Annotated in this window: 30 protein-coding genes and 1 pseudogene; 9 read left to right on the top strand and 22 right to left on the bottom strand. The window is 45.5% G+C overall.

Annotated features, from left to right (window positions below; translation table 11 throughout):
- Positions 1-361: 361 nt before the first annotated feature.
- From P402_RS0108095 to P402_RS0108080, 6 genes are all read right to left on the bottom strand, one after another.
- Positions 362-796 carry a hypothetical protein gene (locus P402_RS0108095; RefSeq protein WP_026828215.1) on the bottom strand — a complete coding sequence of 145 codons (435 nt, stop codon included), beginning with the start codon at positions 794-796 and terminating at the stop codon, positions 362-364.
- A gap of 120 nt (positions 797-916) precedes the next feature.
- Positions 917-1,063 carry a hypothetical protein gene (locus tag P402_RS17155; protein WP_235188835.1) on the bottom strand — a complete coding sequence of 49 codons (147 nt, stop codon included), beginning with the start codon at positions 1,061-1,063 and terminating at the stop codon, positions 917-919.
- 4 nt (positions 1,064-1,067) lie between these two features.
- Positions 1,068-1,250 (bottom strand): hypothetical protein, encoded by a 183-nt coding sequence (locus P402_RS0108090; protein WP_026828214.1) that lies wholly within the window; start codon positions 1,248-1,250, stop codon positions 1,068-1,070.
- Entirely contained in the window at positions 1,217-1,453 is a 237-nt protein-coding gene (locus tag P402_RS17240) for an HNH endonuclease (RefSeq protein ID WP_152538844.1), read from the bottom strand. The genes P402_RS0108090 and P402_RS17240 overlap by 34 nt, the downstream gene beginning before the upstream one ends.
- A 382-nt stretch (positions 1,454-1,835) precedes the next feature.
- Entirely contained in the window at positions 1,836-2,573 is a 738-nt protein-coding gene (locus P402_RS0108085; RefSeq protein WP_026828213.1) for a hypothetical protein, read from the bottom strand.
- A gap of 83 nt (positions 2,574-2,656) precedes the next feature.
- Complete coding sequence (locus tag P402_RS0108080) at positions 2,657-2,857, bottom strand: hypothetical protein (protein ID WP_026828212.1); 201 nt, start codon at positions 2,855-2,857, stop codon at positions 2,657-2,659.
- Positions 2,858-3,281: 424 nt separating this feature from the next.
- Here P402_RS0108080 and P402_RS0108065 point away from each other — a divergent pair, with 424 nt between their 5' ends.
- The 3 genes from P402_RS0108065 to P402_RS16995 all read left to right on the top strand — a co-directional run bounded on the left by P402_RS0108065 (position 3,282) and on the right by P402_RS16995 (position 4,563).
- The gene (locus P402_RS0108065; RefSeq protein ID WP_026828211.1) at positions 3,282-3,575 is read left to right on the top strand and encodes a hypothetical protein; all 294 of its coding nucleotides are present in this window, start codon (positions 3,282-3,284) and stop codon (positions 3,573-3,575) included.
- Between the two features lie 84 nt (positions 3,576-3,659).
- The gene (locus P402_RS0108060; protein ID WP_026828210.1) at positions 3,660-4,292 is read left to right on the top strand and encodes a hypothetical protein; all 633 of its coding nucleotides are present in this window, start codon (positions 3,660-3,662) and stop codon (positions 4,290-4,292) included.
- Positions 4,293-4,389: 97 nt separating this feature from the next.
- Positions 4,390-4,563, top strand: a complete 174-nt coding sequence (locus P402_RS16995) for a hypothetical protein (protein WP_160168610.1) — start codon at positions 4,390-4,392, stop codon at positions 4,561-4,563.
- Positions 4,564-4,777: 214 nt separating this feature from the next.
- Here P402_RS16995 and P402_RS16340 read toward each other — a convergent pair.
- From P402_RS16340 to P402_RS0108035, 3 genes and pseudogenes are all read right to left on the bottom strand, one after another.
- Positions 4,778-5,146, bottom strand: a pseudogene (locus P402_RS16340) (transposase); the annotation flags it as partial.
- 514 nt (positions 5,147-5,660) lie between these two features.
- Positions 5,661-6,323 carry an HAD hydrolase-like protein gene (locus tag P402_RS0108045; protein WP_026828209.1) on the bottom strand — a complete coding sequence of 221 codons (663 nt, stop codon included), beginning with the start codon at positions 6,321-6,323 and terminating at the stop codon, positions 5,661-5,663.
- Positions 6,324-6,646: 323 nt separating this feature from the next.
- Positions 6,647-7,183 (bottom strand): DUF402 domain-containing protein, encoded by a 537-nt coding sequence (locus P402_RS0108035; protein ID WP_026828208.1) that lies wholly within the window; start codon positions 7,181-7,183, stop codon positions 6,647-6,649.
- Between the two features lie 147 nt (positions 7,184-7,330).
- On the opposite strand from P402_RS0108035, the gene P402_RS0108030 reads away from it, so the two are divergent.
- Positions 7,331-7,963, top strand: a complete 633-nt coding sequence (locus tag P402_RS0108030; protein WP_026828207.1) for an SDR family oxidoreductase — start codon at positions 7,331-7,333, stop codon at positions 7,961-7,963.
- 45 nt (positions 7,964-8,008) lie between these two features.
- Complete coding sequence (locus P402_RS0108025; RefSeq protein WP_026828206.1) at positions 8,009-8,479, top strand: NUDIX hydrolase; 471 nt, start codon at positions 8,009-8,011, stop codon at positions 8,477-8,479.
- 74 nt (positions 8,480-8,553) lie between these two features.
- Here the strand turns inward: P402_RS0108025 and P402_RS0108020 are convergent, their stop codons facing one another.
- The 4 genes from P402_RS0108020 to P402_RS0108005 are packed head-to-tail and all read right to left on the bottom strand — an operon-like array spanning position 8,554 to position 10,751.
- Positions 8,554-8,964 carry a cupin domain-containing protein gene (locus P402_RS0108020; RefSeq protein ID WP_026828205.1) on the bottom strand — a complete coding sequence of 137 codons (411 nt, stop codon included), beginning with the start codon at positions 8,962-8,964 and terminating at the stop codon, positions 8,554-8,556.
- Complete coding sequence (locus P402_RS0108015; protein WP_026828204.1) at positions 8,961-9,431, bottom strand: cyclophilin-like fold protein; 471 nt, start codon at positions 9,429-9,431, stop codon at positions 8,961-8,963. The genes P402_RS0108020 and P402_RS0108015 overlap by 4 nt, the downstream gene beginning before the upstream one ends.
- 1 nt (position 9,432) lies before the next feature.
- Positions 9,433-10,008 (bottom strand): sugar O-acetyltransferase, encoded by a 576-nt coding sequence (locus tag P402_RS0108010; RefSeq protein WP_026828203.1) that lies wholly within the window; start codon positions 10,006-10,008, stop codon positions 9,433-9,435.
- A 5-nt stretch (positions 10,009-10,013) separates the two neighbouring features.
- The gene (locus tag P402_RS0108005; protein WP_026828202.1) at positions 10,014-10,751 is read right to left on the bottom strand and encodes an SDR family oxidoreductase; all 738 of its coding nucleotides are present in this window, start codon (positions 10,749-10,751) and stop codon (positions 10,014-10,016) included.
- A gap of 112 nt (positions 10,752-10,863) precedes the next feature.
- Here P402_RS0108005 and P402_RS0108000 point away from each other — a divergent pair, with 112 nt between their 5' ends.
- A complete protein-coding gene (locus P402_RS0108000; RefSeq protein WP_026828201.1) occupies positions 10,864-11,745 on the top strand; it encodes a LysR family transcriptional regulator in 882 nt (293 codons plus the stop codon).
- A gap of 69 nt (positions 11,746-11,814) precedes the next feature.
- Here P402_RS0108000 and P402_RS0107995 read toward each other — a convergent pair whose 3' ends face one another.
- The 5 genes from P402_RS0107995 to P402_RS0107975 form a co-directional block, all read right to left on the bottom strand.
- On the bottom strand, positions 11,815-13,866 hold the full coding sequence (locus tag P402_RS0107995; RefSeq protein ID WP_026828200.1) for a beta-galactosidase: 2,052 nt from the start codon (positions 13,864-13,866) through the stop codon (positions 11,815-11,817).
- Between the two features lie 46 nt (positions 13,867-13,912).
- On the bottom strand, positions 13,913-14,761 hold the full coding sequence (locus P402_RS0107990; RefSeq protein ID WP_026828199.1) for a sugar ABC transporter permease: 849 nt from the start codon (positions 14,759-14,761) through the stop codon (positions 13,913-13,915).
- A gap of 5 nt (positions 14,762-14,766) precedes the next feature.
- Positions 14,767-16,023 (bottom strand): carbohydrate ABC transporter permease, encoded by a 1,257-nt coding sequence (locus P402_RS0107985; protein ID WP_026828198.1) that lies wholly within the window; start codon positions 16,021-16,023, stop codon positions 14,767-14,769.
- A gap of 57 nt (positions 16,024-16,080) precedes the next feature.
- Positions 16,081-17,355, bottom strand: a complete 1,275-nt coding sequence (locus P402_RS0107980; RefSeq protein ID WP_026828197.1) for a sugar ABC transporter substrate-binding protein — start codon at positions 17,353-17,355, stop codon at positions 16,081-16,083.
- A 130-nt stretch (positions 17,356-17,485) separates the two neighbouring features.
- Positions 17,486-18,478: a LacI family DNA-binding transcriptional regulator gene (locus P402_RS0107975; protein ID WP_026828196.1), complete on the bottom strand. Its 993-nt coding sequence runs from the start codon at positions 18,476-18,478 to the stop codon at positions 17,486-17,488.
- 186 nt (positions 18,479-18,664) lie between these two features.
- Here P402_RS0107975 and P402_RS0107970 point away from each other — a divergent pair, with 186 nt between their 5' ends.
- Positions 18,665-19,540, top strand: coding sequence for an aldose epimerase family protein (locus P402_RS0107970; protein ID WP_152538823.1), 876 nt, complete (start codon positions 18,665-18,667; stop codon positions 19,538-19,540).
- 81 nt (positions 19,541-19,621) lie between these two features.
- Here the strand turns inward: P402_RS0107970 and P402_RS0107965 are convergent, their stop codons facing one another.
- From P402_RS0107965 to P402_RS0107955, 3 genes are all read right to left on the bottom strand, one after another.
- Complete coding sequence (locus P402_RS0107965; RefSeq protein WP_026828194.1) at positions 19,622-20,017, bottom strand: RDD family protein; 396 nt, start codon at positions 20,015-20,017, stop codon at positions 19,622-19,624.
- A gap of 114 nt (positions 20,018-20,131) precedes the next feature.
- Positions 20,132-20,329 carry a hypothetical protein gene (locus tag P402_RS0107960; RefSeq protein WP_026828193.1) on the bottom strand — a complete coding sequence of 66 codons (198 nt, stop codon included), beginning with the start codon at positions 20,327-20,329 and terminating at the stop codon, positions 20,132-20,134.
- Positions 20,330-20,647: 318 nt separating this feature from the next.
- Complete coding sequence (locus P402_RS0107955) at positions 20,648-21,259, bottom strand: hypothetical protein (RefSeq protein WP_034770201.1); 612 nt, start codon at positions 21,257-21,259, stop codon at positions 20,648-20,650.
- 194 nt (positions 21,260-21,453) lie between these two features.
- Between P402_RS0107955 and P402_RS16725 the strand changes: the two genes are divergently transcribed.
- Both P402_RS16725 and P402_RS16720 read left to right on the top strand, forming a co-directional pair.
- The gene (locus P402_RS16725) at positions 21,454-22,014 is read left to right on the top strand and encodes a hypothetical protein (RefSeq protein WP_051525134.1); all 561 of its coding nucleotides are present in this window, start codon (positions 21,454-21,456) and stop codon (positions 22,012-22,014) included.
- Between the two features lie 129 nt (positions 22,015-22,143).
- Positions 22,144-22,377, top strand: a complete 234-nt coding sequence (locus P402_RS16720; protein WP_051525133.1) for a hypothetical protein — start codon at positions 22,144-22,146, stop codon at positions 22,375-22,377.
- Here the strand turns inward: P402_RS16720 and P402_RS0107945 are convergent.
- Positions 22,342-22,986 carry a VOC family protein gene (locus tag P402_RS0107945; protein WP_026828191.1) on the bottom strand — a complete coding sequence of 215 codons (645 nt, stop codon included), beginning with the start codon at positions 22,984-22,986 and terminating at the stop codon, positions 22,342-22,344. The two genes, P402_RS16720 and P402_RS0107945, sit on opposite strands and share 36 nt — an antisense overlap.
- Positions 22,987-23,072: the final 86 nt, after the last annotated feature.

Raw genomic sequence — 23,072 nt, 5'->3', positions numbered from 1 at the left:
GGATATTTAGCATATGCAGTAGAAACATAAAACAGTAATTTAAATGAGCCAGACATTCCTTTTCCTAGTGAGCTGGCATTAATATTATTTGGTTCTGAATCTCTATTTTCATCAATGGCTGCTATCGAAGGCAAAGAGCCGTCTTTCGGTTTTCCAGCGAGCACTTTAAATTAACTGTTTGAATGAAAAGCTCGAATAACATCACGATTAATTTTGAAATACTGACTGATTGCAACTGAAACTCCACTAATATTTTCAAATTCTTTGCGGATTTTCATGGACTGCTCTCGATTGTTACTGGCTGAGTATAATTCACTTTCGTTCGTAAGCAAAATCAACCCAAGCATCTTAACAATTGCTATCAACCAAATTTCGCCGTTTTTTCGTGGAATAAACAATACAAACTTTTGATAACGATTTTCCGAAAATTCTTCTTTTTCTCGCAAGCAAATACGTTCATTAACATGAAGAATTGAAACGGTTTAGCATGATTAATAATGGGATCACCAATTAATGTTACGTCTTTGGCAGTGGCAAGATTGAGCAAGCGCAGAAATACTTCAATAACTCGGAGTACATCTGCATTAAAGTAATAATCGAAATCATCTTTGAAATGATTGACGGTAAAATCTTCAATAAATTTCTTCACCTGTAGACTTACCCAATACGCCTGGCTTTCATCGTTTATCACATCGTATGCAAATTTAAATGATTCACTATTTAACAAGTCATTGTAATCAATGCTCGATGAAATCCTCGAGTTTAGCGACTGTTCACTTTTCACAATTTGTTTCATTCGTCCAGTAGCGAAATAACCTTCCCATTGTTCTTTATGATATTTATTAATCCCATAAGCTGCGTTAAATAGCTCTTAATGAATCCTTCCGCATTTTGTCTGCAGGGTTAGGTGAAATTTTCATTGCCATTTCATAGTATACAACCACTCCATATTTTTTGATTGCAAGGTTGTATTTTTTAGATTTTCATATTCATTGGCCAAATCAATTAAATCGTGAATATGATTATTACTTAAGGCAGATGATGTAACTGCTTCTTTTGCCAATGAGTCATCTTTTTGCGCTCGGATTAATCAACCGTTTCATCTCTACTTCATTTAATCCTTCAAGGCCTTTTATCAATCGTTCATTACTGCCTTCAAGAATTTCTTCTTGTTTTTTGAAGGCTTGTATTTTAGCTTCTGAAAAATCATTTGCAGTTAAATGTTTAGCAGATTTAGTTGTTGCTCCCATGTATTTTCCTCCTGCAAATAATGATTCATATCTAATCTTTCCTCTTTCGCTCTATCCCAATCAACAATGCCGCTATCTTTCAATTGAAGGTTACAATATTTACATATTATTACAATTTTGTTTGGATTCAATTCCGAATCTTTGCTTTTACTGCGAGGTACTAAATGATGTCCTTGAAGATTTTTAGTAAGTAATAATAAAATTGTATTTAATCAAGCATCTTTGACAATTGACTCCAAACCCTACAAGTTTTTCTTCTCGCAAATCTCGCCAAGGTCCATCGAAGTAGAAAGTATCTTTTTTCCTTATACAGCTGCCTCTTTATTTCTTGTTTTGCAATTGATAGCAGGAACATTTCTTACCGTATTCGTACTTTTCACCACACTTGCTACATTTTTGAATTATTGGCATTTTCAACTACTCACCTTTCAAAATTTCAAATAATCGGATTGGTGGTGAAAAGGTCACAGCCCTGTATCCTAAAAGTCCCTAAGATGTTTTCTACTATGACGAGAATTCTTGTAATATTTTCTAATTAAATCAAAAAAGAGCCTTTCATTTAAGAAGGCTCTAAAGTTTATCACTTTATTCAATTATCAAATCTGTTTCTTTCAGTACATTTTCTACTATTGTATTAAATCTACTTTTTAACCATTCATACTTCATTCGAACAGGTGGTCTAGGATCATCTGATAATTCATCTACAATTAGCTTCCTAATATTATATAAAGCATCTATGTATGTAGCATGATCATTTGCTTCCTGACCTTGACTCAAAAAGTCTACATAAAATTGACCATCTCTGTCTATATCAAGCATACTCATTACCCATTGAAGCTCTTCTTTTGGTGTATGTTGGGGAGATGCATTGATTGCAGCTATTTCAAGTATATTTTGACTAACAACTACTCGAGGATATATTGCTACATTTGTTTCCAATTCATAAGCTTTTATCATTGCAGGACCATATACAATGTTGTCATTGTGACAAAGTTTCCCTACTGTTAATCCTCCACGCATTAAAATTCCTTTTTGCATCATATCTAATTGAATGTGGACAACATCTAAAATCAAGAAAAAAGCAGATCCTTTTTGTTCTACTGGATAGGAAATTACAATAGAATCAGAAAACACTGTTATTTCTTTTCCCATTCTTTCTTTTTCAGCATCGTTTTCTTTTTTTAAATCAGCAATGAAATTTAAGGTATCTTTTAATTTGATAAAGTATTCAGAGTCTTGAACTGTTTTATTAATATGTTCACGAAAACCTAATATATCAATGAATACTATGAATCTTTCCCCGTATTCTTCTTGTTCAATCATTAGTTCATCCTCGTTTCCATTAATAGTATGTTAAAAACATTTTAGCATATTGCATCTACTAAAATGGAATGAATTTACTTAAATTAAATATGCAGCTTTCGTTTCACTGTTTGTTTTCTTAGCACATCGGTTTCGTTGTAACCAATTTTAATGACGTATAAATCATCTGTTGCTTTAACGATGATTGTTTCACCGTTGTAGCCAGCTATAATTTCGTTGCCTAAGGTTATGGATTGATATTCCAAGAGTTTCAATGCTCTGTTTAAATTCTCAACTTTTCTCATATTATTTGCCTACTTTCGATACTGTTATAGCATCTGCTTTTTGTTTTTCGATTAGGCGATTTGCAAATGTTTCACTTAGTTTATTTTTTGTATTATATTTCATTTTAGTTTTCCTCCGTTTTTTAGAACATATCCGGTAAGTTATTTGCCACAATTTCATCAAGTGCTTTGTTATAAACTTTTTTGACATCTTCCATATGTTTTTTATGCAATCGTTCAAACGTCTCGTAGTCAAAATTTTAAAAAAATAAATCATACAATTCAGTTGAAAAACTCATCATCAATTGCCTGTTATTAAAATTATTGAAGTATTCTTCAGTAGCGTTTTCGATTATGTTGCCAATGTTTTTTTCAGTATTTTATTTTCGATGATTCATAAAAATTTCCCATAACAGTTATACTTAATAAAAAAAGGAGTGATTACATGAAAATGACTATTGAACAGATTCTAGAAATGAAGAATCATACAAACAATCTTGGTATAAACAGTTACGACTATTTTTTCAACAACTTAGAAAATAACTCTATTTCTAAGGTCGATGGCGTGAAACGAAATGCAGCTATTGCAAAAGAATACAACGATGAAGCGAAAGCCTATATCCTTCATCAATTGTTTTATCTCAATCAAGAAGCTACGAGCGATTTGATGGCTAAACTTAAAATAGAGAAACCTTTTATTTCAGATGAGAATGTAAAACATCTTATGAGGTATCGGTAAAGTACTCCATTTGGGGCGCTTTTTATATTTCTAACATTTTCCAATTTTGATATAATTGAATGATATTATTCGGGAGGTTTGATTATGGGATTCAACGTTGATAAATGGCAAAGACGAATACAATCACGAACTGATATTAGCGGTTTTGTTTATCACTTAACAAAAGCTGAGCTTGATGAAAATGGAAAAGTTACAACTAATGCTTTGGACCGTTTATTAAAGATTTTAAAAGAAGGAAAAATCAATGGGAGTACTACAGAATCGGGATTCATAACTGGAAATAGAAAAGCAGTATGTTTTCAAGATGCTCCTATTTCTGGCATCGTTCAAAATGTTGCTCATGAAAATATGTATCATGATGAGCTTGGAGGAAAAATACGTTATACTTACGTGGGCGTAGCATTTCCAAAAACTTACGTATTTCAAAATGGTGGTCGACCTGTGCTGTATGAAGAAAAAGAAATTGCAAAAAAGATATTGCCACCTGAGGAGCATTGGCGTATTGTCGATTTCAATATCTCAACTAAAGATAATATAATTGATTGGACTCATGAACGAGAATGGCGTATGCCAGTTGACGAATTTCATTTTGATATTAAAAAAGCTACTGTATTATTGCCGAATCAACACCGATACAAAGAACTAATTGAGAAAATGCCAGAAGAAGAATTAAAATCTTTACTGGGTATCATTCAAGTCAGTCCACTTATTTTTTAGCATTCCTTCGGGTTGGTGTTTTATTATTTCCTTCCTGACATTTTGAAAAACTTCAATATAATAGGCCTGTAATCAAAAAACAGGAGGAATTATTATTATGACAAACACTAACATTGAATCACAAAAGAAATTATTAGAAATGGTCATCGCAATTGCTGAAAGTTATTTTAAGCAAAACAATTACCGTATTTCCCAAGAAAATTTGTATAATCAAAAAAACGGCAAAATTCATTTTTTGTATGAAAAAGATTTGAGTATCGTCTTGAATTAAACAATGATTTGAAGGCATATAAAGTTACAAATGCTCAAAGTGGGTCAATTGATTGTAAAGACACTGCAGATGTAATAAATACGCTCATTCAACAAGTTGTAGAATTCAAGGCTGAAATTATTATAAGAAACAAATTGACTAATAAAAATTAAACATCACTAAAAACGCCTAGGCATATGAACTGAACCAAAAAAGTTAGACAATAAATAATTTACTATGCGACCTCAAGCACCTGGGTCCGGTATTCTACCGGGCTCAGGTGTTTTAATTTTATCTTGATACGACGATGATTATAGTAATCGATGTAGCGTTCAAGTTCACATTTGAAATGATTCATATCGTCGAACTTCTTAAGATAGAGAAGTTCAGACTTGAGCAAGGCGAAGAAACTCTCCATAGCTGCGTTATCGAGACAGTTTCCCTTTCGGGACATACTTTGGGTGATGCCATGCTCTTGGAGTGTTCTGGTGAACGAACGATATTGATAGTGCAACCCTTGATCAGAATGGAGGATCGGTGGTCGTCCATCTCGATTAAGTTTCACGATAGCCTGATCCAACATCTCGCCGACGAATTGATATGTAGTAAAGTGCCACCCGTTCTTTTTGCATAAACCCCCTAATGTGTTCCAGTGATTTTTGAGAATTTCTTCAACTCCTACTTTTTCTTCGTCACGACTTAAACGTAAATAGATGGCTACTTCTTTAATTTCTTTCATAATCAAATCATCTTTCATTTATGTTTCAAACCTTGCTACCCGTATTGTATTGTTCTTTTACAATTTGTCAGGCAAGAATTGAAACTTCTTTTTATTTAGTGATTTGATTATAAGACGGGTCGTCCCTGAATGCAGGCTTAGACCGACTGGGATGTCTACCGGTAACGGAGTCTAAACGGCGGTCTCGGCACTGCGGTCGATTTTCGATACGTTCGCTGTGCGTGACATCCGCTTGATGCAAAAGGCTGCTCCAACCGATTCCGTCTTCGGACTGTCCGGCCTGTGGACGGGTCTGTTCTAGAAACACCGATCCGACGAAATAAAACCGGTGTCGCCTTCATCTTTGGAAGGCAACACCGGTTTTACTGTATTCAAGACTTCATGTAGTCATTGCCGTGATATCAATCTGAACGATTTCCCGCAAATCCTCAACGACGGCATCGGCCTGTGCCAGCTCGGCTTCGTTTGAGAAATCGAACCGGCAGCCGATTGCCGGTAACCCGTTGACTTTAGCCGCCTGAAAATCAGATATCCGGTCTCCGACGACAACCGTTTCCTTTAACCGATGATGCGACAAGATATGCGCAACCAGATCACTTTTTTGCGACGAGGAAACGTCTTCGATGCTGTAGACACCGTCGAGCCAACGGTCAAGTGAATACTGCCGAACGATGGCCGCTACATATACTTCCCAGCCGTTACTCGCGATATACACAGCATGTCCGTTTGCCTGTAACGCAGCCAGTACTTCTTCCGCCCCCGGATACAAGGCACCATGCCCCTGTTCAATATGGCGGATCAATGCGTCTTGAAAGATTTGATTGGCCTGCGCCCGGTCCGCCTCCGTATGTGCCGGCAACAACGTCCGCCAGACTTCCGGCAACGGTACGCCCATGATCGCCCGATATTCGGCGAGCGGCGTCTCTTTCGTCCACCGACCCTGTTCACGCAGGAAAGCAAAGACATCCTCCAGCGCATGACCAAGAATCCGGTTCGTTTGAAATAACGTGCCGTCCATATCAAAGATATACGCCTGTTTCATATTGATGTCCTCCTTGACGATTAAGAGACGACTTCTTATCAGTTGTCTCCATTTGGTAACAGATTTCTTCAGACAACTTACTCATTTTGCTGATTTTCGGGTAAAGATAACTAACGGAATTTATCGTGTTGCAGTAGAAAAAAGGAGATGAACCATCATGATGGCGCTCATCGTGGTCGCCTTAGCCGTCATCAGTATCGTTCTGTTTGTCCTCTATAATAACCATAACAAAATCGTTTAGACGTATCTCGCGAGACTGCAATCACTTCAAATTCCCCATCCTGTTGACGATCTATCTAATCAACGGGATGGGGTTCTTTTAGTCACGCTTCATTCAGTAAATCATGGTGCACACGGGCTAGCGGTTGGAACAACAGCTCTTTCGTCCTGATTTGATGTTGCAACATCTCGACTTCCATCCACGCTGACGCGTACTGGTCCTGATTGACCAATCCTGTTTCCCGCGCCGTCTCCAACTCATCCGCATCCAAAATCAGGCACTCGCCGGACGGCAACAAAACCAGATCCAAAAATAAATCGTCCCAGAAAATCCCGGTCGTATCCCGCCCATGTCGAAGACAAATATCGATGTACGATTGAACAACCTGTCCGTGTGCATTGAACATCGTCGTGACGACGTGCTTCTGCCCTGCCGGAAACTGTTGGAGCCAGGAATAACCGTCGCCAACAATCTGAATCTCCTGCTCCGAATAACGAACCAATAACGGATGCGTTACTTCGATAAGATCAAGCCGGGTCACGTATCCCGTAAACGATGTCGTCTCAAGATACCGTTCCCGGTAATGCCGTTTTACGATCCGCTTCCACGATGATCGGGCGGCATATTTACGTTCTGTCATGTTCGACCACCTCATATCCCATCATATCACTTGAAAATCAAGACCTCTTGTCTTTTTTGTAAAAAAATCCCTCTTTTCTCTAGACGTTGTTCCTTCGGGAGCGGTAAGATGAACAAGCATATACTTAGTTGAACTGGAGGCGCTGTTATGTCACATACTCCCCGGATCGCCCTCGTCACCGGTGCAAGCCACCCGCGTGATATCGGCACAGCCATTTGCCGGAAGCTCGCAGCCGAAGGGATGACGATTTGTTTTACATATTGGAAGGCGGATCTCGAATGGATCAAGACGTTCCAAGCAGAACTGGCGGTAAACGGTTTTCAAAGCGAGGCGCTCGAAATTGACCTGTCGGCGCCGAATGCTGCAGAACGTGTGCTTGCGCATACGTGCTCGACTCTCGGCACCCCGTCCGTCCTGATCAACAATGCCGCGCATTCGACACAAACGGATCTCACCACGCTTGACGTCTCGTCGCTCGATGCCCATTACGCCGTCAATGTCCGAAGTACCGTCCTGTTGTCGACGTTGTTCGCGCGGACGTTTGCCGAGGCGGGTTTGCAGGATGGGCGAATCGTCAATTTGACATCCGGTCAGGATCTCGGACCAACCGATTCGACCTGGATGACGGATGACATCCGGACCCACCTGATACCGCAGTTTCCGTTCGGACGGATCGGGACACCGGAGGACGCTGCCCGGACGATTGCGTTTCTTGTCAGTGAAGACGCGGCCTGGATCACTGGTCAAGTCATCCATGCCGAAGGCGGATTCGCACGGTAAACACCCATATTATCAAAACGTTGAAAAAAGAAAGGATTGATTTAAGTGGGATACATCTCAGAATTACGGCAACATATCGGCAGTCGTCCGATCATCAGTGTCGGCGCTACCGTCCTTGTGACAAATGACCAGCAGGAAGTTTTGTTCCAACACCGGTCCGATACGCTCGACTGGGGACTGCCAGGCGGATCGATGGAACTCGGCGAAACGCTCGAAGAAGTCGCCATCCGTGAACTGCAGGAAGAGACTGGATTACATACAAATCAACTGGAACTGATCGGTGTCTTCTCTGGTCCTCGCTTTTACTACCAGTACCCGAACGGCGATGAAGTGCACGGTGTCATTCATCTCTATCATGCCCAAAACGTCACGGGGACGCTTGCGATGCTTGACGGAGAAAGTCTTGATTTGGCCTACTTTAGTCAAGCGACGTTACCGGAAAGCATCGAAAGCCGGGCCAACGAACTGATGCAGCAACTGGGTGATTCCTTCTGGACACTCGGAAGTTCGTTTTAATTTCCCCACTCCAAACGACAACGAGGTCTACGCTCTAGTCCAGATGACGGACTGAGCATAGACCTCGTTTTACTTTATTTCTTCAGCACGTCGTATTCCTGTTCCGCAACCGGTTCCAGCCATTCCGGTGTCCCTGCCGTGATGGTGAGGTGCGAAAGCCAGCTGTCTGACGTCGCCCCGTGCCAATGTTTGACGCCGTCATGGGTGACGACCGTATCGCCGCTTCGCAACAGACGGGCCGGCTTCCCCATCTCTTGATACCACCCTTCTCCGTCTGTCACGAGTAAGATTTGGTATCCTCCTCGATGAATGTGCCAATGGTTGCGACAACCCGGCTCAAAGGTCACCTGTCCAACCACAATTTCAAGTTTTGGATCATTGACTAACGGATGGAGATAACTTTGTCCCGTGAAATAGGCCGCAAACGCTTCATTTTTTTCTCCCCGTTGAAAAGGATATTCTACAGGTGTCTTCGATTTTGTCATAATTGTCCTCCCTCTCTTTCATACCACTGAACGGAAACAGACTCGTTACCGAACGACGGCTGAATATCCTGAAAATGATGGATTTTTCCAATCCGCGTATACGGAACAACCGGTTCAGCCGCTTGATAAAAAATCACCAGACAATTATTTTGATACAGCAGTACGTCTCCGGCTTCAATCGACTGGATTGCTTGGGGCTGCGTCGGAAACGACTTGTCGAAATAATGATATTTTTCATTCCGGTGTAAATCATCCATTTGAATCGTAAACGGAGCTTCCGCCACTAAAGCTTTTGTTGTCGCATTGTCTTCCAATTGGATTGAAGCGACCTGACCGTTGACGTTGATGTTCATGGTATCTCTCTCCTCAACCTCTTGTTTGACTTCTGTCGAAATCGGAATCGACGGACCGCAACCTGCCAGTCCAAGCGAAAGGAGAACGATGACAGCCCCGACTCGACGCTTCATATCAGTCCTCCGATTCATCGATATAACGGATGATCCGCGCCGGGGTTCCGGCGACAATCGCCAAGTCCGGCACATCTTTCGTCACGGTCGCGTCCGCCGCAACGATTGCATTTTCGCCGATCGTGACACCTGGCAGGATCGTTGCCCCCGCTCCAACCCAGGCATTTCGTTTCAGATGAATCGGTTTGACGGACAGTCCCCGTCGCTTGGACGGACTGACGGGATGATTGACGGTCAACAGCTTCGCAAACGGACCGATCAGCACGTGATCATCGATTTGAATTGAACCGAGATCCGTCAACATGACTCCACGATTGATGAAGATGTCTTTCCCGAGTGAGATATGTCGCCCGAAGTCTGTATAAAACGGGGGTAAGACGACCACACTCTCATCAACGGGCTGACCAATCAGTTCACCCAGCGTCTCGCGAAACTCCATTGGTGACAACAACTGCTGATTCAACCGGTGGAGCAGCCGCTCTCCGCCCCGCTGTATGGCATGAATCTGCTCGAGCAGGGGATCGTCCGCCTCAATCAGTCGATTTTGAATCTGTTGAAGAAGTGTTGATGATTCCATCAGCATCACACTTGTTGTTGTGTCGGCCGGATGATTAAGTTACTGATTGAGACACGGTCCGGTGTATCAATGGCATATAGCACGGCTTGGGCGACATCTTCGCTCGTTAATCCCCACTCTTGTTGCGCTTGCCGGAGCGACTCGCCTGTTGCTTGATCTCTGATCGTCGTATACAGTTCCGTTTGGACGGCACCCGGTGAAATAATCGTCGATTTGACATTATTTTCGCGTTGCTCCTGACGTAATCCTTCCATAATCGCCCGGACGGCAAACTTCGTTCCGCAATAGACCGCTGATTCCGGATAAACGACATGTCCCGCGACCGAATCTGTCGCAATGATATGCCCGGCCTGTTGCTGTCCCATGATCGGCAGTGTCGCGGCAATTCCGTTCAAGACGCCCATCACGTTGATGTCGAGCATGTTTTTCCAGTCCTCCCGGTGTCCAGCCGCAAGTGGAGCAGTCGGCATGATGCCGGCGTTGTTGAAGAGAACATCAATCCGGCCGTAGACTGCTTTTGCTTCCTGTACGACAGCTTCAACTTGATCGAACTCAGTGACGTCCGCCTGTTTGATTTGAATATCCGCCTCGGGATACGCTTTCCGAATGGCTTCTAACCGCTCGAGCCGCCGGGCGGCGAGCATTAATTTGGCTCCGCGTGATGCGAGCAGACGTGCAGTCGCTTCGCCGATCCCGCTTGACGCGCCCATGATGACAATGACTTTATCTAGTGGTGTGTTCATTTGTATTCCTCCTCTTAGTTGTTGCTTGTCTACAAGGTTACGAGTATTCACACTTCATGTCTAATGCTAATATAAAATCATATACCATAACCAAAACGCATAGGAGGACCCCATGGAAATTCAACAATTAAGATACTTTTTAGCAGTCGTCGAGGAAAAAAACATCACCCGGGCGGCACGGATTCTTCGGATTTCACAGCCCGCTCTGTCCCGTCAGTTGCAACGGTTGGAAGACGAAACCGGTCCGTTGTTCGACCGGACACCAGGAGGCATCGTCCTGACAGAAAGCGGATATTATCTGGCGGAACGTGCGCGTGAACTTGTGACGCTGGCAGATAAAATCGTCACGAACCTCGCGACACAGGAAACATTGCGTGGTGAACTTTACATCGGTGGCGGCGAGACGGAAAGCCTGTTACCGGTCATCCGGTCGTTCAAACAGATGCAGTTGCGGCATCCGGACGTCACGATTCGGATTCACAGCGGGAACGGTCAAGATATCCTCGATAAGCTCGATAAAGGGATTCTTGATTTCGGACTGGTCATTGAGCCGTTTGATGTCAACGCTTATCATCACCTGAAACTTGATCAAACGGATCAATGGGGCATTTTGACACGGCGCGATCATCCGCTCGGTCAACAGGCGACGGTAATGGCAGACGACGTGCGGGACCTTCCGTTAATCGTTTCGGAACAACTCCAAGGAAACCGGACGTTTGCCGAACGGACCGGTTTGGATTGGGACACGGTCCACATCGTCGGAACCTACAACCTGCTGTTTAATGCTTCGCTCCTCGTCAAGGAAGGAATCGGTCATGCCGTGTGTCTCGACCGCATCATCAACACAAGTGGAAGTGAACTCATTTTCGTTCCGCTTACGCCGGCGCTCACTGCCAACACCTACTTGATTTGGAAAAAACAAGCAATCCTGTCGCGTCCGGCTAAAACATTGCTCGAATGGATGAGCCGTCCGCAAGAGGACACAACCTTTTAACGGACACATCCAAAAAACGGCTTTTCGGACAGAACATATCTCTGTCTAAAAAGCCGTTTTGTATTGCATTCATGTTTTCTTCCGTTCAACGATCTTGACTTCATACGGTTTAAGCATCAGCTGACCGCTGATTTCCGTTTGTGTTGCAGACTCAAGCAACGGCTCGAACAGTTCAACCGTTTGCTCGACTTCGGAAAAGTTCAGGATGAACCCGTAGTCCGCCTTCTGTCCACGGCGCACTTGAATCGATACTTCTGCCGTATGCGTCGTGTCGAAAGGTGCCTTGATGTTTAACCGATCCGTTAACATCGTATACAAGTCACGTTGAAACGTTGCCTCGAGTCGTCCGCCGATATACCAGGCGACACCTTGTCCATACTGATTTTTGGTCACGGCCGGTGTCTGTTGATAAAAGTCATCCGTATAGGTGCCAACGACTTCTGCTGAATCGACCTGGATGACCGTCGCATAATCCTGCAGTTCATACCGTTTCCCGTTAAACATCACGTGATTGCGATCGCTCGGATACAGCGTGTCCGTCTCTGCCGGTATCAGGCCAAAGATCGTCTTCAGTTCATCCGGCCATCCGGCATACGCCAAATCATGTTCATCGACGAGACCGGTCATGTATGTCGTGACCAACGTTCCCCCATGCTCGACAAATCGTTGTAGCCGTTCCAAGGTCGCCGCACTGACCAGATACAGCATCGGCACGATCAACAGTTTGTAAGCATCAAATGGCTGTTCTTTCGTGATGACATCGACCGGGATATCCTGTTCGTAAAAGAAACGGTAGTGCTCTTGCAGCGTTTGCGGATACTGTTTCGTATCGTTTGCGAACCCTTGCGCATCATTTAATGCCCAGTTATTTTCCCAGTCGTAAAGAATCCCGACCTCTGCCGGACGCGTCGTACCGACGACGGCGCCGAGTTGCTCGAGGGTTCGTCCGACTTGGGCGACTTCCTGAAACACCCGGTTCTCTTCCGACCGGTCATGGTCGACGACCGCCCCGTGGAACTTTTCTGACGAGCCGCGGGATTTCCGCCACTGGAAGTACAGCACGCTGTCGGAACCATGGGCAATCATTTGCATCGAGGACAACAGGTGCATGCCCGGGCGTTTGGCTTTGTTGACGGGATGCCAATTGACGGCACTCGGCGTCGATTCCATCAAGAGAAACGATTGCTGCTTCAAACTCCGGAACAAGTCATTGATGAACCCGACCTTCATCGCTAAATTGGCTGTTGTTTCCCAGTCATTGTGCCAGGTCGGATAGGCATCCCAACTGACGACATCGACATTCTTCGCGAATCGACTGTAGTCAAGGGCCCGGAACGGAATCAGATCTTCGGTATCCGCCATGAAATTGGTGGTGACCGGAAGATCCGGTGTCAATTCGCGCAGGGGGACACTTTCTTGTTCAAAAAACGAAATCGTCTGATCGGTCACAAACCGTTTCCAGTCCAGATTCAGACCATGGACCATGCTTTCGCCGATCGGTGACGGCGATTCGATTTGCGACCAATCGTCAAACGTATGACTCCAAAAGGCACTCCACCAGCAAGCATTCAGCGCATCGAGCGTCTCATACTTCACTTTCAGCCAGTCACGAAAAGCTTCCTGACAGAGCGAACAATGGCAGTCGCCGCCGTATTCATTCGAAACGTGCCACATCAATAGCGCTGGATGATTCCCGTACCGTTCGGCCAACAAGCGATTGATCCGTTGTGTTTTTTCACGGTACACCGGTGACGTCAGACAGTGGTTATGACGCCCGCCATGAAGCTGTCTGACACGGCATTCGTCGACACGCAGCACTTCCGGGTACGCTTGCGATAACCAGGCCGGACGTGCCCCGCTCGGTGTTGCCAGGATGACCTGTCCGCCGTTCGCATGAATATCGTCGATGATCCGGTCGAGCCACTCGAACGTGAACTGATTTTCGGTCGGCTCGAGCGCACTCCAGGCAAAGATGCCGATGGAATACGTATTCGTATGCGCAAGACGCATCAACCGTAAATCTTCCTGCAGGACGTCCGGTACGTCGAGCCATTGATCCGGATTGTAGTCCCCGCCGTGCAACAGATGTCTGGCTTTCGTCGTATAAATCGTTTGTCTCATTTTTTAAGCCTCTCCCTTAATCCTCTATTTCGTATCTCTTTCTCTCTTACCCTTTTGTTCCCCCGGCCGTTAGCCCGGACACAAAATGTTTTTGCAGCAGGACAAACAGAACTGCGACCGGGATGCTGATCAAAATCGCTCCGGCGGCAAATGTCGTATAGCTTGCACCCATTGCTTCATTGACGAGATTAAACAGACCAATCGGCAACGTATACGCTTCCTGCGTCCGTAAAATCGTCGAAGCAAGTACGAAATCCCCGAGCGGTCCCGTAAATCCGTTCATCGCGACCACGGCAAGCATCGGACGACAGAGCGGTAAAATAATTTGGATGAAAATCCGCGTGTGACCCGCTCCGTCAAGTTTGGCACTCTCATCGAGATCGACCGGAATTGAATCCATATATCCTTTCATCAAGTAGGTATTCATCGGAATCTGACCGCCGATATACAACAGAATCAGCAGCCAGTGACTGTTCATCATACCGAGCATCTGAGCCAAAACGAACAGGGCAATCAATGCGGAAAACTGCGGAATCATCTGTAACAGCAAAAACAACGTCAGGGCTTGCTGGCGTCCTTTGAAGCGAAATCTTGAAAAAGCATAGGCTGTAAAAGAAACGCTGACAACCGTTCCGAGCATCGTAAAGAGACTGATTTTTAACGAGTTCATATACCAACGACCGTATTGCAGACTTTCTTTTCCGGCAAATAATTCCCGGTAATGATCAAGTGTTGGATTTTTTGGAATGATCGATGTGCTGACTAAACTGTTACCCGGATTAAAGCTCGCCCCAATCGTCCACAAGAGGGGATAGATGATGCAGGTCGCAACGAACAGCAGAATCAAATAGGTCAGCGTCAGACGAACCGTCCGTGTCATGTTACGTGTCGCCATCCCGATCACGCTCCTTCCTTAAAGGCATTCGTTCGTCTAAACTGCCATAACGCAATCGCGATGACAAAAATCGAAAGCAGGATCGTCAAAGCGGCAGCTAACGCGTATTGACCGGACTGCATCGTCAATTTATATATCCAGGAGACGAGAATATCCGTTCCACCGGCATTGGAACCCGGTACGGACGGTCCGCCCCCGTTAAAGAGATAGATGATATTAAAGTTATTAAAATTGAATGTGAACTGGGTAATGATAATCGGCGACATCGCAATCAGTACCATCGGCATCGTAATATGTCGAAACTTCGCAAAAATCGAAGCGCCGTCAATCGTTGCTGCTTCGTATAAATCATCAGGAATCGATTGCAGGACACCCGTCGTCACTAAAAAGACATACGGGAATCCGAGCCATCCCTGCATAAAGACGAGCGCGACCCGTGTCCATTTTTCATCGGTCAGCCACGGGACGGGATCGATTCCGAACAGAGACAGGATATCCATGTTGACGGCACCAAAACTGTCATTAAAGAGACCGGCAAAAACAAGAATCGTCACAAATCCCGGTACCGCCCACGGTAGGACAAAAATCGTCCGGATGACCCGTTTGAACCGGACCTCTTTTTGGTTGACGAGGACTGCCATCCAGATACCGAGCGACACTTGTAACGTCGAGGCGACCAAGGTCCAGATAACGGTCCAGGACAACACATCAAAGAACGTCGACCGCCAAATATCAACTGTGAAGATTTGAGCAAAGGTAGAAAATCCAACCCAATCCGCCAGTTTGGCAGGCGGGGAATGGTACAAATCATAATTCGTAAACGCCAAGGCGAAACTGAACAAAATGGGAAAGATCACGGCAAATATCAACAGAAACAACGAAGGTCCACTGACTAAATAGGGATAACCTTGGTTCATTAAATTCCGATAATCCGACCACAAAGAATCCGGTCGGACGCCTTGGTCCCGCTTTTGCCCATTGCGGTAGGCGTCCCGTAAATTAAATACATAAAGACCGATCCCAAATAACAAAACGATGATTGCGATGATGCCTTGTGCCAACAAAAAAATCGAGTTGTCGCGGGGTACTTCTGTTCCGAGCGTCACGATTCCCCATAGTCCCATGTTGAGCAAATCGGCGAACGCTATCCAAAAGGCAATACTGACTACAAGCAGGAGGCCGCCTTTGATCCATTGCCGGTGATACAATTGGCCAAGTCCTGGAATGATCGATAACATCAACCCAATTTTCCGGTGTTGCACGTCCTTCACCTCTTTACTAGAATCTCCGACTGTCTGGTCGTATCACATGAAGCGTTCTTACTTCGCTCCGTGTTTCGCTTCGATTTGCCCATCGATCGTTTTGACGGCCTGTTTCATCGCGGCTGCCGGTTCCGCTTTCCCGGTCGCAATCGTTTGAAGGGCGGCATCGACCGGCTTCCAGACTTCATTCATTTCAGGGATGTTAGGTGTCAACTCGGAAAATTTCGATTGTTCGGCTACTGCCTGTGCGGCCGGACTTTTCGTTACGGCCGGATCCTGAGCCAACGCACTGACGGCCGGGACTTCTTTTGTGATTTCAAAACGTTTTTTTGAGTTTTCCGCATTCGTCAGGTAAAGCGCCAGCTTGTTCGCCATTTCCGATTGCTTTGAGTAAGCGCTGACATTATAACTTTTGACACCGATGAAGGAACTCATGTTTTTTCCGTTTTCCAATTCCGGCAGTTTCGTGATGCCGAAATCAATGCCTGCTTTCGTAAAGGGCTCGACATTCCAGGGACCGGAGATGATGGCGGCTGCCTTCCCTTCCGTAAATAAGGACTCAAGAACGTTGATGCCCTGCTCACCGATGATGCCTGCCGGGAATAATTTTTCCTTATAGAACTTTTGAATATAGGACGCGCCTTCGATGGCTCCGGTATTCGCAAGTCCGACTTCTTTTGTCTGGTATTTCCCTTCATCATCTTGCTTGAAAATATAACCGCCATATCCACTTAAGACACTTTGGGCGTAATAGATTTGATCAAATAAAGCGAGGAATCCGAACGATTGCCCGGTTGTCGTCTTTTTCGATAAGGTGTACCACTCTTCCAGGGTTTTCGGTAACTTCTCTTCTGAGACCAGTTTTTTGTTGTAGTATAAAACCGTTGTTTCCACTGCTTTCGGGACACCGTAGAGTTTCCCCTCCACTTTTTGTGAATCAAGGGCGACATCGGTATAAATCGACTGGACCTCTTTCGGGACATCTATCTCTTTAATGATTCCTTCCGTTACCGCCGTGCCAATCTGATCCCCCGGCATCGTCAACAAATCAGGACCCGTACCGGCCGGACCATCTAGTCGTAAATCCTCGATTTGCTTGGCGTACGGTTTTTCGATGACCTTTACGTCCACATCGTTGTCCCGTTCGAATTTTGAAACGATGTCTTTGATTCCTTCGCCTTTTTCAATGTCTTCCCAGACAATCAGCTTCGCTTCTTTGTTTGATGATTGTTCCTTGTTTCCCTGCGCTTCTTCCCCGGGACCACACGCCGCGAGCGAGGCCGTCAATGCCAGACTACTCAGGACAGTCATATATGTAATGGTTTTCTTCATCTTCTTTTCCCTCCTGTGAGTCATATTCTGAAAAGATCAAAACACTTTTTGTAAGCGCTTTAATAATCAAAATATAGCACCACAAGAAAACTTTGTAAATAAATTTAGTAAAATATTTTACTAAATTTATTTACAAAGTGCTTTTACGAGTAATCAATTCCGCGCCGATATAGACCGTCTTGACAATGTTTCGTTTCTTTAACACACGTTCCAGTAAAAGTTGAATCGCATTTTGACAAATCTCCTCGAGGTCAATATGGAACGTCGTCAGAGGCGGCGACACATATTTCGAAATACTTGTATCATTGACACTAATCAGACTGACCCGTTTCGGAATCTCAATCTGCTGCTCATTCAAAACTTGTAAACAACCGACCGCAATCGGATCCGCCGCTACATAAAACGCTGTCGGCAACTCTTCCCCGAGTTGTTCGACCGCTTGATTCATTAAGTAATATCCGTTGTCGACCGAAAATCCCCGCCGGCAAAAGATGAAGTCTTCCCGCAACAAGTCACGTTCTTCCATCGTTTGACGAAACGCCCGCTCTCGTCCATCCATCTCTTCCGTGTCCGTATCGAGGTTATGGTACGTGCCGCCGATAAAACCAATCTTTTCGTGACCTTGCTCCACCAGCACTTCAACTGCCTGACGGGTGATTTGCGCAAGATCCGGACGAACCGAATCGTAATGCGCGGGATCCGGTGTAGAGTCGATAAATACGCCATGCGGTGTCAATTCTCTCAAATATTCCAGCTCTCGGTTCATGAATGAACCGACGGCAATGAACCCGTCGATATCCAGCGGGATTTTTTCAATCCCGCCTTCGAGTTTGTAGGTCGTCAATTCAATGTTGTTTTCCCGTGCTTTTTTTTCGACTTCCACCCGCATCGTTTGAAAATAGACATCTTCGAGCTCTTCGTTATCGGTCAGCCAATATAAAAACGCGATGTTCTTCACAAGTGTTTTCAGTGTTTTTTTCCGGTATCCGATTTCTTCCGCCACTTCAAAAATCCGGGCTCTCGTCTCGTCTCCCACTGATAACGTCGGGTCATTATTCAAGACCCGCGATACCGTTGAAATCGAACAGCCCACTTCCTTTGCAATATCTTTGATCGTCGCCATCATGCATTCTCCTCTTTTTTGAATTATTTTAAGTAAAAAAAATTAGTAAATTTTTAGATTTAAATACTTTACATATGGTAAAGTAAAAGGAAATAATCTTACTGATTTGATTGGTGTATCTGTATTATACCGTTAAAATACGTTTTACTTCACGCGAAAAGAGGAGGAAAGACATTGCAGGCCCGTATGAATTCACAAAAAGAACGGTCGACACGATATCGTTTGAACAATGATCGGGGAATGGAAGTCGAGATTGCAAGCAAAGGAGGAAGCATTGAACGTTTGATGGTGCCTGACCGGAATGGTCATTCCGAAGACATTATATTCGACTGTTCTTTGGCAACGGTTCCTGTGATTCCTCCCGGTTTATCCGGCCGGCTGTACGATACGTCGTCCGGTTCCGTTTACGAAACCGATCTGGTATTACACGAGCTTTCATTCACAGCTGAAAAGTGCTCGGCAATACAAGAATCCGGACTTCGTCTGTCGGCGGAAATGGCTGTCGATGGACAGGTGATCACAATCGACATTCTTTATCTGCTGACTAACAGCAATCAATTGATTCTCCGTTATGCGGCGACGACTAACCAGCCGCTTCGCCTCTCTTTGTCGCTTCCTATTTTCTTTAATTTAAGCGGTAATTTAAAGGACAGTATTACACAACATGATTTAAAGTTTGCCTGTTCTGCTTTCATCCACCCCGTACCGGCGCTGTCGATTAATCCCTGCTTGCAACAGACGAAAGGAACCCCCTTTGATTTTCGGTTAGGTCGTCGTCTGCACCGTTTCTTTTTAGACAAGATGTTTTCACGGTCTCCTGGCGACACCTATTTTTTATTTCATCAACAACCGGTCATCTCTGTTCACGAAGCAGTAAGCGGCCGCTGGATGACAATCGGAACTTCCCAACCCGGCTTTGTTTTCTCTGGAGCAGCGCATCACGCCGAGACTTCCTTCTCCGGTATTTGTTTTGATTCAACCGCTTTCCTTCTGTCATCTCTCATAAACAGTCAAATTCCCTATTTTCACGAGACGACTTATTCGTTCAGCACGACGTATTGATTTCACAACAAGAGGAGGACAGCAGACTGCGCATCTGTCATCCTCCTCCGTTTGATTTGTTTTACGGGTCCACCGGCGATCCTAGTTGATTTTCCGGATGACCCGGGTCCCGGCAAATTCATCCTCCGGCAGGATCGATCCGTCTCGCAGATATACTTTCCGGTTTTTCCAGGCTTTAACCGAAGCAATCGTTTCACGGTACACAATCCGTTTCGCAATCTGTTTCACGGCAAGCGGTTGTCCGTTCTCGCTGACGACTTGAATCCGAAACAGGCGTTGTCCGACGGTTTGCCCGCTCCCCGTCGACAATTGGACCGTCTCGATGAAACAGTTAACGGCCGGTTCCGTAATCAGGGCATGTACTGCCTTGTTCTTGATACGTTTCAATACTGTTTTCTCAAGCACACCGGAAACGATTCCCTGGACAAGTACATCGACGACGCCCGCCCCGATTCGACGTTTTAATAATCCATCCATTTTCAGTTCCTCCTTTTTTCACTTCAACTGGCAGATCTGTTTATATGTCCTTCGTGCCGCAACCAAAAAAACCTTCTTTGAAACGGATGACTCCGTTCAAAAAAGGTTCATTCGTCATATATACAGCAGAACGATACTGCTCAAACCGAACAGACAGCCCGTATACAGGACAGCCGCCATTCGTTTACCGGATCCCGGAATATCCCGCCGGACGAACAGTCGTCCGTACTTCACGGTCAAAACGAGTCCGATGACAAATGATGCCAGCGCGAGGTTCGGCATGTCAAGTACAGTCAAATACAGATTCAACACACCTCTCCATCCTCTCCGGTCAACGTTTTTTTATGTAGGTTCCCTGTCAGCCCAGCCACGCGGTACTCCCAGAGGCAGCAAACAAATCCTCTCTTATCCCGTTGAATCGTGGATTTGATCACTCTTTGCTCGTTGAAGGTTTAACTTTCATGCTCTGAGCGTTCAGCTTTGTTCGTTGTTCCTTGAGCTGTGAACATTGAACTTTCACTTCCGGTTCTCGATGGAACCGGTGCGAGGTGCCGAAGCACGGATTGTTTTGTTATCGCACAAAACCGGCGTGTTTGGTCACAGGAATATCAGACTAACAGGGAATCGTCATCACGCAAAAATTTTCGTTACGGTATTGCTTTCCGACAATGTAAAATCGACTTCCGTTTCAAAGGTATCGATTGTCTCATCAAGTTCAGCGATGACCTGGCGCAAGTTCGACGGATCAATCAATTTCGGCTCCAGGCGCTCGATGAACAGTCGACGTGATTTTTCCATCTCGTCCGCATTCCCTTTTTCCCGGGAACCGTACGTTGCCTCGATGTGGCTGTCTGCCCGCCGTACGACATCTTGCCGCTCTGTCTCGATGGTCTGTTCGACTTGCCGCAGTTGCTCCCGTAAAGTCTGCAACAATTGCCGTTCATAGACAAGCCCGGCATCCCGCCGGTCAATCGCCTCCGCAACGGTCATCTCACGACCGTTAATACGGACGACCGTCACAGCATTCGACGCCGTGATCGCAGACTTGATCCGATTCCGCCGCTCCATCAAATCCCGAATCGACTGCAGGTTGGCTTTCGCTTCTTCCGCAAACGTCACGACTGAAGGATATCCTGCCGGCGCCTGACTGCCGTTCTGCACACCGATAAACGATTTCGACTGTGCTTTTTGAATCCGTTTATCCAAATTTTTTAACTCCACTAATCCGCGATGAATAGACATTTCGATTCGTTCGATGGGGGTCACGTCCTTTTTTTGTTTCTGTCTTTTTTTCAGGATAACACAGACTTGTTCGTAAACTGACGCCGTCCGAGCAGTTTCCACCTTACAAAATTGTCATATTTTTATTTGGATAAGGGATTTTTTACCTTATACTACAGAAAGAAGATTTATGTTTTCAGAAAAGAGAGATTTTTATGTACCAAAAACGATTACAGGTCATGGCAGCCCGGTCTGTCACCTGGACCAGACATCATCTTCCTCCGGTGCAGGCGCACGAATTGCTTGTCCGGACGATTGCCGGTGCAATCAGCATCGGGGCTGAACTGCCGGAAGTCCGGGGCGACGATCCGACCGATCCGGCTCCTGTCTATCCGAAAGAGACCGGCTACGAAAGCTACGCCACCGTCATTGCCGTCGGAAATCAGGTCACCCGGTTTCAAGTCGGCGACTGTCTGCTTGCCTTTTACGGTCATCAGGATATCGCACTCGTCGAGGAAGCCAAAGCCATTCCTGTTCCGGACGGTGTGTCCCCCAAACTCGCCTTGTTGAACATCTTATCGTGCGACGCTGCGAAAGGTGTCCGCAAACTGGCCCCCAAACCGACGGACTCGGTTTTAGTGACCGGAATGGGTGTCATCGGACTGCTGACCGTTTTCTATCTGCGTCACTACTATCATGTCGACCGGATTGTCGTCTCCGATCCTGATCCGATCCGGACATCGCTTTCGCTGTCACTCGGGGCGCATGCTTCATAATCAGACACGGATGAGACGTTTACACATGCACTGGAATGTTCCGCACGACAGGACGCTTTCGCCTTATTACAGGAAAAGCTTTCTCCCCATGGACAGCTCTGCATTCTTTCAGACGGGAATCACGAGACATTGTCATTGACGCCCGCCTTTTACGAGAAGGAATTGCGGCTTGTCGGTTCGAGTGACGGATGGGATTACCAAGAACATGCCGTATGGTTTTTCAAGACGGCACCACATGTTCCGCTCCTCGAGCAGTTGTTTGAACAAACGGTCTCAGCCCAAGATTTAGTCGGATGTTTCGAGCGTTTGCTGACAGACACGACGCCTTTAAAGGTCTTCGTCAAGTATCCGTCCGCTGATTGACGTGAGCGGACTCACGGTCCGGACTTCGAGACCGTTTGGATCTTGCTCGGGCAGCGCAGGCATTCCGGAAAACACAGCCTGTCTGACATGCATCCGTTCCGCTGCAGACGTCGTAATTTCAGGAACCGGTCGAGCAAGTAATTGAGACAACAACGGCTCAAGACCCAGTGTCGGTGTCGCGATTCCAAGCTGCAGGAGCTGGTCGCCTGTTTGGGATTGGACTGCATCCGGATGGGTCTGCAATTCAATCCGGAAACCAAACGGTGTTCCAATGAACGTCCGGCGTTCGTTTGCCTGAACCGTCAATCCTAAACCTTCCGCCCGGTCGAGGATCTGCAGTCGGTCGGCTTCCGTTACGAGGAATCCGATATGATCAAACATCACCTTTTTTCCGTGACCAAACGTAATGTTGATCGCTCCGCGTTTCATCTCAATGATCCGAAACAAAATCCGTTGCTCGCGGAAATCATCCCAGTGGAGCGGAGGATCAAACGAGGTGAATGCTCCCTCAATTTTACCGATCCGTTGTGTCACCTGAAAACCAAGCTGTTGATAAAACCGTTCTGTTTCCTCCACGAACGGTGTCCAAAGATGATAATGAAATAACATATGTATCTCTCCTTTATATTACAGTGTAGTTTTTATGCCTTCTCTTTTTATACTACAACAATTGAAAAAAATTCCATACCTCATAA

This window comes from Exiguobacterium sibiricum 7-3 (assembly GCF_000620865.1).
In the GTDB taxonomy this organism is placed as follows: Bacteria; Bacillota; Bacilli; order Exiguobacteriales; family Exiguobacteriaceae; genus Exiguobacterium_A; species Exiguobacterium_A sibiricum_A.
This window is presented reverse-complemented; position numbering and strand designations above follow the sequence as displayed.